The 13209-nt window shown below is 74.4% G+C and carries 12 protein-coding genes and 1 pseudogene; 6 read left to right on the forward strand and 7 right to left on the reverse strand.

Annotated features, from left to right (window positions below; all coding sequences use genetic code 11):
• Positions 1–60: 60 nt before the first annotated feature.
• Both IE260_RS31550 and IE260_RS31555 read right to left on the reverse strand, forming a co-directional pair.
• Positions 61–1788: a P-loop NTPase family protein gene (locus IE260_RS31550; RefSeq protein ID WP_189878095.1), complete on the reverse strand. Its 1728-nt coding sequence runs from the start codon at positions 1786–1788 to the stop codon at positions 61–63.
• A 49-nt stretch (positions 1789–1837) separates the two neighbouring features.
• Entirely contained in the window at positions 1838–2032 is a 195-nt protein-coding gene (locus tag IE260_RS31555; protein ID WP_189878097.1) for a hypothetical protein, read from the reverse strand.
• A gap of 311 nt (positions 2033–2343) precedes the next feature.
• On the opposite strand from IE260_RS31555, the gene IE260_RS31560 reads away from it, so the two are divergent.
• From IE260_RS31560 to IE260_RS31580, 5 genes are all read left to right on the forward strand, one after another.
• Complete coding sequence (locus tag IE260_RS31560; protein WP_189878098.1) at positions 2344–2736, forward strand: ankyrin repeat domain-containing protein; 393 nt, start codon at positions 2344–2346, stop codon at positions 2734–2736.
• Positions 2737–3049: 313 nt separating this feature from the next.
• Positions 3050–4468 carry a HEAT repeat domain-containing protein gene (locus IE260_RS31565; RefSeq protein WP_189878100.1) on the forward strand — a complete coding sequence of 473 codons (1419 nt, stop codon included), beginning with the start codon at positions 3050–3052 and terminating at the stop codon, positions 4466–4468.
• A gap of 170 nt (positions 4469–4638) precedes the next feature.
• Positions 4639–5766, forward strand: coding sequence for a glycosyltransferase family 4 protein (locus IE260_RS31570; protein ID WP_189878102.1), 1128 nt, complete (start codon positions 4639–4641; stop codon positions 5764–5766).
• The gene (locus IE260_RS31575; protein ID WP_189878103.1) at positions 5763–6920 is read left to right on the forward strand and encodes a glycosyltransferase; all 1158 of its coding nucleotides are present in this window, start codon (positions 5763–5765) and stop codon (positions 6918–6920) included. The genes IE260_RS31570 and IE260_RS31575 overlap by 4 nt, the downstream gene beginning before the upstream one ends.
• Positions 6917–7765 carry an SGNH/GDSL hydrolase family protein gene (locus IE260_RS31580; protein ID WP_189878105.1) on the forward strand — a complete coding sequence of 283 codons (849 nt, stop codon included), beginning with the start codon at positions 6917–6919 and terminating at the stop codon, positions 7763–7765. Before IE260_RS31575 ends, IE260_RS31580 begins: the two co-directional genes overlap by 4 nt.
• Positions 7766–7952: 187 nt before the next feature.
• Here the strand turns inward: IE260_RS31580 and IE260_RS31585 are convergent, their stop codons facing one another.
• The 5 genes and pseudogenes from IE260_RS31585 to IE260_RS31605 all read right to left on the reverse strand — a co-directional run bounded on the left by IE260_RS31585 (position 7953) and on the right by IE260_RS31605 (position 12378).
• A complete protein-coding gene (locus tag IE260_RS31585; protein WP_189878107.1) occupies positions 7953–8822 on the reverse strand; it encodes a 5-oxoprolinase subunit C family protein in 870 nt (289 codons plus the stop codon).
• Positions 8822–9454 carry a 5-oxoprolinase subunit PxpB gene (gene pxpB, locus IE260_RS31590; protein ID WP_189878108.1) on the reverse strand — a complete coding sequence of 211 codons (633 nt, stop codon included), beginning with the start codon at positions 9452–9454 and terminating at the stop codon, positions 8822–8824. Before pxpB ends, IE260_RS31585 begins: the two co-directional genes overlap by 1 nt.
• Positions 9451–10209 carry a LamB/YcsF family protein gene (locus IE260_RS31595; protein WP_189878110.1) on the reverse strand — a complete coding sequence of 253 codons (759 nt, stop codon included), beginning with the start codon at positions 10207–10209 and terminating at the stop codon, positions 9451–9453. The genes pxpB and IE260_RS31595 overlap by 4 nt, the downstream gene beginning before the upstream one ends.
• Positions 10210–10260: 51 nt before the next feature.
• Positions 10261–11076: a putative hydro-lyase gene (locus tag IE260_RS31600; RefSeq protein WP_189878174.1), complete on the reverse strand. Its 816-nt coding sequence runs from the start codon at positions 11074–11076 to the stop codon at positions 10261–10263.
• A gap of 14 nt (positions 11077–11090) precedes the next feature.
• Positions 11091–12378: pseudogene (locus IE260_RS31605) on the reverse strand (MFS transporter).
• 127 nt (positions 12379–12505) lie between these two features.
• Between IE260_RS31605 and IE260_RS31610 the strand changes: the two are divergent.
• A complete protein-coding gene (locus IE260_RS31610; RefSeq protein ID WP_189878112.1) occupies positions 12506–13201 on the forward strand; it encodes a GntR family transcriptional regulator in 696 nt (231 codons plus the stop codon).
• Positions 13202–13209: the final 8 nt, after the last annotated feature.

The raw sequence follows: 13209 nt of genomic DNA on the forward strand, positions 1-13209 counted from the left end.
GCGGTCGGCGATCGCCCACGGGTACGGGCCGAGCGCGTCGTCCCCTACCCGTGCGCCTCCTCAGGAGGATTCCGCCGCCACTGCCTTGGCGGGCACCGCCTCCGTCCGGACCGGTGCCGTGTCGTCCGGGGCGAGCGCCGTCGGTTCCGCGTCCGTGGCGACCGTCCCTTCCTCCTTCTCCGTCCCCATCTCCGTCCCGGCCGTGACGGACTTCACGGCGGCCGGGACCGCCTCGGGCTCCGCCTCCGCGGGAACCGGGGCCTGCTCCCCGTCCGCCGGTGTGGTGCGCGGCGGGAGCAGGTCGAGCACCGCCTGCCGGTGGGCGTCGCTCGTCGCGTCGTCGTACGGGTCGGGTGTCGCCGGGACCTGGATGCGGTGGACCGGACCCGCGCCCAGACGGGCGTAGCCCCGGCCCGGCGGAACCTGGTCCACGGGCGTGGTGGGCGCGGGGGCGCCGAGTACGGCCGCCACCTGGTCCGCCGTGGCCGGGCCGAGGACGACACGCGCGCGTGTGTGCTGCCGTACGGCGTCGCCGAGGAGGTCCAGCGCGTCCAGCTGGTCGGCCACGACGACCGTCACGTTCGCCGCGCGGCCGTGCCGCAGCGGGACGTGGAGCAGGGACTGAGGATCCCGGCGGCCGTCCGCGGCGGCCAGGTGCGCGAAGGCGCTCGGCCGGTCCACGAGGATCCACAGCGGCCGCCTGGCGTCCTCCGGCGGCGGGCGGCCCTCCTGCCGGGCCTGGTTGACGGCGACCAGCCGGCGTTCGGTCTCGTGGGTGGCCCACTCCAGGCTGGTGAGCGCGCCGGTCAGGCCGCACTCGACGGCCAGCACCCCGTCCCGGCCGGTCAGGCAGGCGTACTCGCCGGTGCCGCCCCCGTCGACGATCACCAGGTCGCCGCGGAGCAGGGCCTGCAGGGCGACGGAGCGCAGCAGGGTGGACGTGCCGGTGCCCGGCTGGCCCAGGACCAGCAGGTGCGGCTCGGTGGAGCGGACGCCCGTGCGCCAGACGACCGGCGGCACGTCCCGTTCCTCCTCGCCGTGGGTGAGCGGCAGGGTGCGCTGCACCTGGGTGGGGTCGGTGAAGCCGAGCACCGTCTCGCCGGGTGCCGTGACGAAACGCTGCGCGGCGATGTCGGTGGGCAGCGGCGCGAGGGCGGTGAGCGAGAGGTGGTTGGCCTCCTCGTCCCACGCGAAGTGGTACTCCCGGCCCCTGCCCGCCTTGGCGCTCAGCAGGTGCTCGATCCGGGCCCGGGACTCGGCCTCCCCGTCGGTGAAGTATGCCGGGTAGCGGATCACCAACTGACAGAAGCGCCCGGTCTCGTCGAACTCGTACGCGGGGAACGCCTTCTCCCACTCACCCCCGTGGACGTAGAGGGGGTCGGGGTCCTCGGCCACCGAGAAGTAGGGGACCAGCGCCTCGTAGAGCGATTTCAGGCGCTGGACCTGGGAGTCGTCGGGGCCCTGCGAGGCAGGTGGTGTGCGGTCCCTGCCCTGCCAGGCCGCCGCCGTCATCACGGTGACGACGGCGAGCAGCGGGCCGTACGGCACGAGTGCCACGACCAGCACCACCGAGGCCAGCAGGAACAGCAGGGCACCGCGACGGTCCTTGGGGGTCTCGGCCCACTTGCGGCTCGCTGTCGCGGCCAGCCGGCGCAGACCGCGGGCGATCGTGATCAGTGGCTGGAGGACGTCGGTGGCGCCGGCGGCCGCCGTCCTGGCCAGCTCCCGGCTGCGGGCGAGCTGGGCGCCGCCGTTGCTCAGAATGCGGGGGAGGGGCCGCCGGGCCACTGCTGCCTCCTGGGAGTGAGTACGGGCGGGACGCGGACGGAGAGGGCCGTCAGAATCTGAGACCGCCGAGGAGGCTCGCCAGGCTCTCGCCTCCCGCCTTGATGCTCGGGGCGACGGCCGTGCTCGCGAGGTAGAAGCCGAACAGGACCGCGCACAGCAGGTGTGAGGTCTTGAGGCCGTCCTTGCGGCAGAAGATGAAGCAGACGATGCCGAGCAGGACGACGCCTGAAATCGGGAGGATCATGTGAGTTCTCCTGGTTCGCGGGGACAGTCACCATGAGTACTTCCAGGCTCACAGGATGTATCCATACGATAAAAGGTGCAAATGGGGGAAATTCGGCTGTTTTCCTCCGCCTGGCGTAGCGTTCGGAGGGCGGGCTGAGCAGGGCGGTTGCGTCCGGGCGGGTTCGTGGTGATCTTTGCCTCCGGCACTTCGGGTCATGTGCGGCGCGAGCCAGTACCCTGGCGATTCACTCGCACGGCTGCACCGCTCGCAGCGTGCGCACACGAAGTCCCCAACGTTCGTACGTTCGTAAGTGAGAGGCGGTCCGGCCCATGAGTGAAGCCCCCGACCCCGAGGTCGTGGAGCTGGCGACCAAGATCTTCGATCTGGCCCGGCAGGGGCAGACCGAGGCGCTGGTGGCGTACGTGGACGCCGGCGTCCCGGCCAACCTCACCAACGACCGCGGCGACTCCCTCGTCATGCTCGCCGCCTACCACGGCCACGCCGACGCGGTGCGTGCGCTGCTGGCCCGCGGCGCCGAGGCCGACCGGATCAACGACCGGGGCCAGACCCCGCTCGCCGGGGCCGTGTTCAAGGGCGAGACCGAGGTGATCAAGGCCCTTCTGGAGGGCGGAGCGGACCCCTCCGCGGGCACGCCGTCGGCCGTCGACACCGCCCGGATGTTCGCCCGGACGGAGCTTCTGGAACTGTTCGGCCGGCAGTGAGCCGAAACTGATCAAGGCCCTGGTCACCAGGGAAAACACGGAAAACGGGGGAGGCGGTACGAGGCCGCCGAAATTTCGGTCGCGGCAGATGTGACCGCCGGGTCATCATGACGACGTGATTCACGGACGCGATGGCTGGGCAGGTGTTGCCGCACCGCGCGGGCCGTGATGCGGTCCGCATGGGCCACCGACGAGAGGCAGAGGAAGATGGTCTACAGCAAGCAAGAGACGGCGGGCTCTCCGACGTGTTGTCGCACGGCCAGGTAACGCGTGTTCCCCGGTTGCGTCGACGCTTGATGTGAGGCTGTTTCCCATGTTCGATCCGGTCATAGCGCCCAGCGGTACGCTGCTCGGCCTGCTCCAGCGGGGTCGCGGCGACGGCACGCTGCACGCGCTCACCGCCCCGCGCGCCGAGGCGCTCGCTGCCCTGAACCACTGTGTGCTGCGCGACCCCCGCCACGACTGGCAGGTGGAGAACCGCTCCCTCTACTACGCCCGTCTCTACCTGGACCTGAACGGCGAACTGGACGCGATCGAGGCCCACCTCTTCGACCCCGAGGACGTCCTCGACGCCGACGAGTCACGCACCGGACTCGCCCTCGCGGTCCTCGGTCACCTCGCCTCCTACGGCAGGCGGGACGCGCTGGACCTGCTGCGCAGGTACGCCGCCCACGGCGTCAGCTGGGCCTGGGCCCTCGACGAGCTGGCGCTGCGCGACGACGACGCCGGTCTGCGCGCCCTCGCGGAGCCCGTGCTCGCGCGTTTCCCCCGCGATCCCGAGGGGGAGGCCGAGCTGGCCGCAGCCGTGCGGGACGCCTTCGAACCCAGGCCCTGGCGGCTGTGGGCCGAGGATCCGCGCGAATCGATCGCCACGCGCGTGCGTGCCGCACAGGAGGCCGGCTGTTTCGACCGCTGGCAGCGGCAGATGCGCCCCACCGGACCCCGACCGGGCTGGAGCGTGCGGGCGGTGTTCGAGTGGGCCCAGCAGGGCATCGAACGCGGCGCCGCGCTGCACGTCCCGGCGGCCCGCTGTCTCGCGGCCGTCGCCGGCCCGGAGGACCGTCCCGAGATCGTGGAAGCCGCGAGGTCCGGCGACGAGGGCGCCCGCTGCACCGCCCTGCGCTATCTCGCCGACAGCAATGATCCCGATGCCCTCGATCTCATCGAGGGTGCCGTGATCACCGGCTCGACGCCGGTCGTGGAGGCCGCCGTCGACGCCTTCGAGCGCATGCGCAGCGTCGCCGCCGTGGACCGGGCGCGCGGCTGGGCCCACCGGCCCGACGCCCTCGGCGCCGCCGCCGGCCGGGTGCTCGCCTGCCGGGGTGGGGCGCGGGACCGCGACCTCGTCCTCGCCGCACTGCGTGAGGCGGTGCGCGGGGAAGGGCCCGACGCGCCGACCCTGTGGACCCTCGTCGACGGCACCGGCCGGCTCGGCATCGCCTGCGCCGCCCCCGTGCTGCGGCACATCTACCGCGAGACCGCCTCCTCCCACCTGCGCGGCCGGGCCGCCCGCGCGCTGGCCGCCACCGACCCGTCCTTCCCCGCCGGCTTCGCCGTCGAGTGCCTGTGGGACTGCGAGGAGACCACCCGCGAGGTCGCCGCCAGGTACGCCGAGACCGGAGACAACCGCGTCGTCGAGCGGCTGCGCCGGCTCGCCGCCGACCCGGCCGAGGAGGCCGAGGTCCAGACGGCCGTACGGAGCCGGATCGGACCGGACGCGCCTGCGGTGTGAGGGAGCCGTGATCATGCGGCCACCGGTGTGAACGACGGGTGACCCGCGGGTCAGGCGGGCGTGGCCGCGGCCTGACCCGTCCGGGTGGGCAGCGCAACGCTCATGGGACGTTCCCTGTCCGGAAAGATCGACGTTGACGCGGGCACGTCCAGTCCGGCGACAACACGGGTATGCGTGTCGTCATCGTGACCGAATCCTTTCCCCCCGATGTGAACGGCGTGGCCCACTGCGCGCTCCAGACCGCCCGGCACCTCGTCGACCGCGGTCACGCCTGTGTCGTCGTCGCACCGGCAACCGCTCCCGGCAACGGGTCCGACGCCCACGCGCCGTGCCCCGTCGTCCGCGTCCCCTCCCTTCCGCTCCCCGGCTACCCCCAGGTCCGCGTCGCCCTCCCCAGCCGACGGGTCGCCGCGGCCATCGCCGAGCACCGCGCCGACCTGGTCCACCTGGCCAGCCCCTTCGTCCTCGGCGTCCGCGGCATGGCGGCCGCCGCCCGGCTCGGTGTCCCCGCGGTCGCCGTCTACCAGACCGACCTCGCGGGATACGCCCGCACGTACATGGGGGCGGGCGAGGCAGCGGCCTGGCGGCGCATCCGCTCCGTGCACGGCGCCGCCGACCTCACCCTCGCCCCCTCCAGCGCCGCCCTGCAGGACCTCCAGGCGCACGGCGTGCCCCGGCTCGGGCTCTGGCCGCGCGGTGTGGACACCGTCCGCTTCCGGCCGGGCCTGCGCGACGAGGCGCTGCGCCGGGAGCTCGCCCCGGGCGGCGAGCTGATCGTCGGCTACGTCGGGCGGCTCGCCCCCGAGAAGCAGGTCGAGCTGCTGGCCGGCGCCTGCCACCTGGACGGCGTACGGGTCGTGGTCGTCGGCGACGGGCCCAGCCGCCCCGGGCTGGAACAGGCCCTGCCCGGCGTCGTCTTCCTCGGCCGCCGTACCGGCGACGACCTCGCCCGGATCTTCGCCTCGCTGGACGTCTTCGCGCACACCGGTCCCTTCGAGACGTTCTGCCAGACCGTCCAGGAGGCCATGGCGAGCGGCGTGCCGGTGGTCGCGCCCGCCGCCGGCGGTCCGCTGGACCTGGTCACCCACGGACGCACCGGACTGCTGGTGCCGCCGCGCGACGCCGCCGCCGTACGGGACGCGGTGCGGGCCCTGGCCGCCGACCCCGGGCTGCGGGCCGCCTACGGAGCGGCCGGGCGGGCGACCGTCGAGGGGCGCACCTGGGCTGCCGTCGGCGATCAGCTGATCGGGCACTACGCGGACGTGCTCGCCTCGCGGAAGGCGGTGCTGGCGGCATGAGCGCGCTGCGGATAGTCCGGCTGGCCAACTTCGTCGCGCCCGCCTCGGGCGGCCTGCGCACCGCGCTGCGCGAGCTGGGCAAGGGCTACGCGGCGGCCGGGCACGACCCCGTCCTCGTCGTCCCCGGCGAGCGCGCCGACGACCGGGAGACCGAGCAGGGCCGGGTGATCACGCTGCCGGGTCCCCCGCTTCCCGGCACCGGCGGCTACCGGGTGCTGACCGACAGGCGGCGGGTGGCCACCCTGCTGGAACAGCTGGCGCCCGACCGCCTGGAGGTGTCCGACCGCACCACCCTGCGCTGGACCGGCAAGTGGGCCCGACGCGCTCGGGTGCCCGCCGTGATGGTCTCCCACGAGACCGCCGACGGTGTGCTGCGCACCTGGGGCCTGCCTCAGGGAGCGGCCCGGCGCACCGCCGACGCCCTCAACACCCGTACGGCGCACACGTACGCGCGCGTGGTGTGCACCACGGAGTTCGCCGAACGGGAGTTCGTGCGGATCGGTGCACGCAACGTCGTACGGGCCCCGCTGGGCGTCGACCTGACCGGACGGCATCCGGAACTGCGCGATGCGGGGCTGAGGGACCGGTACGCGCGCGCGGAGGAGACCCTCCTCGTGATGTGCTCCCGGCTGTCCGTGGAGAAGCGGCCCGGCACGGCGCTCGACGCGCTGGAGGCACTGCTGCGGCGCGGCGGCCGGGCGGTACTGGTGGTGGCCGGGGACGGGCCGCTGCGCCCGCGGCTCGAACAGCGGGCGCGGGAGCGCGGGTTGCCGGTGACGTTCCTGGGCCATGTCGCCGACCGCGGGCTGCTCGCCGCACTGCAGGCCTCGGCCGACGTGTGCCTGGCACCGGGGCCGGCCGAGACCTTCGGGCTCGCCGCTCTCGAGGCGATGGCGTGCGGAACGCCCGTGGTGGCGAGCGCGTCGTCCGCCCTGCCGGAGGTGATCGGCTCCGCCGGGGCCGTCGCCGCCGACCACGGGGAGGCCTTCGCCGACGCCGTGGAAGGGCTGCTGACGCGCCCGGAGACGGACCGGCGGGAGGCGGCACGCGCGCGTGCGGAGTGCTTCGGCTGGGACACGGCGGTCGCCGCGTTCCTCGCCGCGCACGACGCGACGCTCCCGGCGCTTCCCGTGGTGCCGGAGGGCGTGTCATGACACGCCTCCGGTTCGTGGCCCTCGGCGACTCGTTGACCGAGGGCGTGGGCGACCCCGTCGAGAACGGGTGGCGCGGCTGGGCCGCGCTGCTCGCCCCCGGACTCGCCGAGGAACCCGCCGAGTTCACCAACCTCGCCGTCAGCGGGGCGCAGACGCGGGACGTGCTGGAGCGGCAGTTGCCGGCCGGCCTCGCCGAGCGGCCCGACGTCGCGTCCGTCGTCGTCGGTGTCAACGACACCCTGCGTTGCACCTTCGACCTCCACGCCGTCGCCGCCCGGCTCGACACCGTGTACGCCGCCTTCACCGGGCGCGGCGCGCTGCTGCTCACCGCGTGCCTGCCCGACCCGGGCACGATGCTGGGGCTGCCGGGGGCGCTGGCCCGTCCGCTGGCCCGGCGGCAGCGGGCGGTCAACGCCGTGATCCACGCGCTGTCGGAGCGATACGGGGCCGTGCATCTGCACGCCTGCGAGGGCGACTGGATCACGGACCGCGCGATGTGGAGCGCGGACCGGCTGCACCCCGGCGAACGGGGACACCGGCAACTGGCCCTGCGTTTCCACGCGCTGCTCGCCGAACGCGGCGCCGCCACCGGGCCCGCGCCCTCACCCGAGGCCGAGTTGCCGGCCCCCACCAGGTCGGCCTCCCTGTGGTGGCTGGCCACCGCGGGCACCGGCTGGGTGGCCCGGCGCTGCGCCGACCTGCTGCCGCAACTGCTGACACTGGCCGCGGACGAACTGCGCCACCACGCCCGCGGGACGACCGCCCGGCTCGACCTGCGCACGTCGGCCGCGGTGTCGGCGGCCCTCGCGTCGCTGTCGGTGGCGGAGCGGGCGGACGCGGCGTGAGCGTCGGCGCGCCGGCGGACGCCCGGTGCCGTGGGCGCCCGCAGGCGCCGGTGCACGCGTGCGACGACGACGCCTGTGCGGGGAACCAGGAGCCGGCCGGCCGGCCCCCGCACGCGGTGCGTCGGTGCTTCCAGGCGTCGGCGTCGGCCGACCGCACGCGGCACGGCCCTCGCTGCCACGCCCGTGTTCAGCGCCTGCGTACGGCCACGAACCGCACCGGCGTGCCCGGCACCGCCTGGGCCGCCGCCGGGAGGTCGGCGGCGCGGACCACGCCGATCACCGGGTAGCCGCCGGTCGTCGGATGGTCGGCCAGGAACACCACCGGCCTGCCGTCGGGCGGCACCTGCACCGCCCCCAGCACCATGCCCTCACTGGGCAGTTCACCCGGCCGGGCCCGTTGCAGAGCGGGCCCGTCCATGCGCAGCCCGATGCGGTTGCTCGCGGGCGACACCCGGTACGGACGGGAGGTGAACGTCCGTACCGCCTCGGGCGTGAACCAGTCGTCGCGCGGGCCCGGCGTGACCCGCAGCACCAGCTCGGCCGGGGGCGCCGGCTGCGGAGCGACGTCCACGCGCGCGTGCGGCTCGCGCGGACGGCCCAGGGGCAGCACGGCGCCGTCGGTGAGGGGCGGCGGCCCGAGCCCGGACAGCAGGTCGGTGGAGCGGCTGCCGAGCACCGGCTCGACCAGGATGCCGCCGGAGACGGCCACATAGGTGCGGACACCGGAGTCGGCCGCCCCGACGTTCAGCAGCGCCCCCGCGGGGACGTCGACCGGCGCTCCCCAGGGCACCGGGCGGCCGTCCACGGTCACCCGGCAGGGCGCGCCGCCGACCGCCACGGTGACCGCGGAGCGCGGGCGCAGGGCACAGCCGTCGAGGGTGGTCTCCAGGACGGCGGCCTCGGGCGGATCGCCGACCAGCCGGTTGACCAGCGCCGCCGCGGGGGCGTCGAGCGCGCCCGAGCGGGGCACACCGAGGTGGGCGTGCCCGGGACGGCCCAGGTCCTGGACCGTGGTCAGGGCCCCGGCCCGGACCACGGCGAGCGCACGGTCGGTCATCACGCCTCCACCGGTCTCGCCGGTCCCACCGGAACGAACCGCACGCGCGTGCCCGGCGACAGCAGCGCCGCCGGTACGCGCGTGTGGTCCCACAGCACGGTGTCCGTGGTGCCGATCAGCTGCCAGCCGCCCGGCGAGGAACGCGGGTACACGCCCGTGTAGGGGCCCGCCAGCGCCACCGAGCCGGCCGGGACGGCCGTGCGCGGAGTGGCCCGTCGCGGGACGTCGTATCGCGCGGGCAGGCCGGTCAGGTAGCCGAAGCCGGGTGCGAACCCGCAGAAGGCGACGCGGAACTCGGTGCCCGCGTGGACACGGACCACCTCCTCCTGGGCCACGCCCCAGTGCGCGGCGACGTCGGCCAGGTCGGGGCCGTCGTAGCGGACCGGGATCTCCACGACGTCGCCCGTGCGCGGGGGAGCGGGTGGCACCTCGGCGGCGGTCAGTTCCGATGCCAGCCGGGCCGGGTCGGCGAGGCCGTCCAGGAGGACCGTGCGGGCCGCAGGGACGATCTCCCGGACCGTCAGGGCGCCCTCCGCGCGGCGCCGCACCAACTCGGCGTGCAGCGCCTGGGCCTCGTCGCCCGAGGAGACCTCGACGAGCAGGGCGTCGTCACCGACCGGCAGGACGTTCACGCGAAGGCCTCCACCCGGACGCCGGCGGCCTCCAGCCGCTCCCGGACCCGGCGGGCCAGGTCCACCGCGCCGGGCGTGTCGCCGTGCACGCACAGGGAACGCGCGCGCACCTCGATGCGTGCCCCGGAGCGGGCGACGACCGTGCCCGAGCGGGCCAGGCCCACCGAGCGCTCCACCACGGCCTCCGGATCGGCGATCACGGCGCCGTCCCGGCCGCGCGGCACCAGTGTGCCCTGGTCGGTGTAGGCGCGGTCCGCGAACGCCTCGGTGACGACCGGCAGTCCGGCCTTTCCGGCCAGTTCCAGCACGCGCGAGCCCGGCAGGCCGAGCACGGGCAGCGCGCCGCCCGCGAGGAGCACGCCCTCGACGACCGCGGCGGCCTGAGCCTCGTCGTGCACGACGCGGTTGTAGAGGGCGCCGTGCGGCTTGACGTACGCCACGCGTGCGCCCGCCGCGCGCGCGAAGACCTCCAGGGCGCCGATCTGGTACGCCACCTCGGCCGCCAGTTCGGCGGGCGGCACGTCCATCGCGCGCCGCCCGAACCCGGCCAGGTCCCGGTAGGAGACCTGGGCGCCGACCGCCACGCCCCGCGCGGCCGCCAGTTCGCACACCCGGCGCATGGTGGCCGGGTCCCCGGCGTGGAAGCCGCAGGCCACGTTGGCGCTGGTGACGACCGAGAGCAGGCCCTCGTCGTCGGTGAGCCGCCAGCGGCCGAAGCCCTCGCCGAGGTCGGCGTTGAGGTCGATCGAGGTCATGTCTCAAGTGTCTCCGGTTTCCTGCTCCGCTCGGGACTTCCGAGGCGCCCGTCACACCACGCGGTACTGCTCGTCGCGGGTGTCCGTGAGGAACATCTGCCCCGGCGCGTGGGTGATGGCGAAGGGCGGGCGCGAGGCCATCACCGCCGCCTGCGGGGTGACCCCGCAGGCCCAGAACACCGGGATGTCGTCCTCCTCGGCGTCCACCGGATCGCCGAAGTCGGGCCTCGCGAGGTCCTCGATGCCGAGCGCCGAGGGGTCGCCGCAGTGCACGGGGCTGCCGTGCACCGCCGGGAGCAGACCGGTCTCCCGGATGGCCGCCGACAGGTGCCGGGGCGGCACCGGGCGCATCGACACCACCATCGGTCCGTGCAGCCGCCCCGCCGGACGGCACTGCCGTGTGGTGACGTACATCGGCACGTTGCGGCCCTGTTCGACGTGCCGGATCGGGACGCCCGCACCGGTCAGCGCCCACTCGAAGGTGAAGCTGCAGCCGATCAGGAACGACACCAGGTCGTCCCGCCAGTGGGCGCGCACGTCCGTCGGCTCGTCCACCAGCTCGCCGTCCCGCCACACCCGGTAGCGCGGCAGATCGGTGCGCAGGTCCGCTCCGTCGGCGAGCGCGGTCGTCCAGGAGCCGGCGTCGGTGACGTCGAGGACCGGGCAGGGTTTCGGGTTGCGGGTGCAGAACAGCAGCATGTCGTAGGCCCAGTCGGCGGGCACCGAGATCAGGTTGGCCTGGGTGTGGCCGGCCGCGACGCCGGCGGTGGGGCCGGCCAGGCCGTCCCGGAACCGGGCGCGGGCCGTCTGCGCGCTCCACGCGTGCGCGTGCTCGTCGACGAGGGCGAGCGGCCGGTCCTCGGCCATGCCATGCGTGCGCTTCACGTCAGTTCCCTCCCGCGTGTCTCCGGCAGCCCCAGCAGGGCCAGCGAGCGCCCCGCCCACGCCCCAGCTGTCGGCCAGGAAACCGACCGTGGTGGGGAAGACGGCGCCCACGGCGCGCCCGGTGTTGTACGTGAAGCCCTGACCGGTGCCGCGCACCGCCGTCGGGTACAGCTCGGCCAGGTACGAGCCGAATCCGCTGAAGATCGCCGACATGCAGAACCCGAGCGGGAAACCGAGCACCAGGAGCAGGGTGTTGGCGCCGCTCGGGATGTTCGCGTACGCCAGGATGCAGACCGCCGACAGCAGGGCGAAGAGCCAGATGTTGCGCTTGCGGCCGAGCCGGTCGGTGAGGTAGCCGCCGGTGAGATACCCGATGAAGGCGCCCGAGATCAGGAACGTCAGATAGCCACCGGTGCCGACCACCGACAGGTCGCGCTCGGTCTTGAGGTAGGTCGGCACCCAGGTGGCGAGGGTGTAGTAGCCGCCCTGGACGCCGGTCGACAGCAGACCGGCGAACAGCGTGGTGCGCAGCAGCCCCGGTGCGCCGGCCGTGCCCGGCTTGAAGATCGCCGCGAAGGAGCCCTTCCCGGGGCTCTTCTCCCGGGCCGCGGCGGCCTCGGGGGCGTCGTGCACACTGCGCCGCACCCAGACCACGAGCAGCGCGGGCAGCGCCCCGGTCCAGAACATGATGCGCCAGGCGAGGTCGTCGTCGACCAGCGAGAACACCAGGGTGTACACGATCGCGGCGAGCGCCCAGCCCACGGCCCAGGAACTCTGCACGGCACCGAGGGTGCGGCCCCGGTGCCTGGCGCTCGCGTACTCGGCGACCAGGATGGCGCCGACCGCCCACTCGCCGCCGAAGCCGAGGCCCTGCAGGGCGCGGAAGACCAGCAGCGTCTCGTAGTTGGGCGCGAAACCGCAGGCCACGGTGAACACGGCGTAAGTGATCACCGTCAGCAGCAGTGCCTTGACCCGGCCGACCCGGTCCGCCAGCACGCCCGCGAGGGCGCCGCCGATCGCCGAGACGACGAGGGTGACGGTGGTGAACAGACCGGTCTGGCCGCTGTCCAGGGAGAAGTACGCGGCCAGCGCGACCATGCTCAGCGGCAGCGTGAAGTAGTCGTACGAGTCGAGGGCGTAGCCGCCGAACGCGCCGGCGAAGGCGCGGCGGCCACGCGGTCCCAGGGCGCGCAGCCAGCCCGACGCGCCGTCGTCGTCGGGGCGTCCGGCCGTCGCCGCGCGTTCTTCTGCGGTCAGGGACCGCGGTGGAGGGGTCGTGCTCATGGGCACCTCGCAGGGAGAGGACGGAGGGTGCGTGTCGGCGAGCCGTGTCCAGCACCGTAGAGGATCGTTCAACGATCCCTCAATACCCATGTTGTTTCGTCCTTGTATCTGCGATTGAATTCCGGGCATGGCAGAGCAGCTGACGGGACTGGCCGACGACCGCGCCCTCCTCGGGCGGACCAGCACCGCCGAGCGGGTCTCGGACATCCTCAGAAGCCGTATCGCCGAGGGCTACTTCCCGCCCGGGACCCGGCTGTCGGAGGACAGCATCGGCGGCGCGCTCGGCGTCTCGCGCAACACCCTGCGCGAGTCGTTCCGGCTGCTCACACACGAACGCCTGCTCGTCCACGAGCTCAACCGGGGCGTCTTCGTCCGCGTCCTGACCGTCGAGGACGTCGAGGACATCTACCGCACCCGCGCCCTCGTCGAGTGCGCCGTCGTGCGGGGTCTCGGCGAGCCGCCGTACCGCGTCGGGGCCCTCGCCGAGGCTGTCGAGGAAGGACGCCGGGCGGCCGACGAAGGTGACTGGAAAGGCGTGGGTACGGCCAACATCCACTTCCACCGGGAGCTGGTGGCCCTCGCCGGCAGCGAGCGCACCGACGAGCTGATGCGCAGCGTCTTCGCCGAACTGCGCCTCGCCTTCCACGTCGTGGACGACCCGCGGCGCCTGCACGAGCCGTACATCGCCCGCAACCGGGCGATCCTCGACGCCCTCGGGGCCGGAGACCGGCACGAGGCCGAGCGGCTGCTCGCGGTGTACCTCGAGAACTCGCTGCAGCGGGTCGTGGAGGTCTACCGGCGACGGGTCGGGGACGAGGGCTAGGGCCGCCG

It is taken from the genome of Streptomyces viridiviolaceus (assembly GCF_014650995.1).
Classification (GTDB): Bacteria; Actinomycetota; Actinomycetes; order Streptomycetales; family Streptomycetaceae; genus Streptomyces; species Streptomyces viridiviolaceus.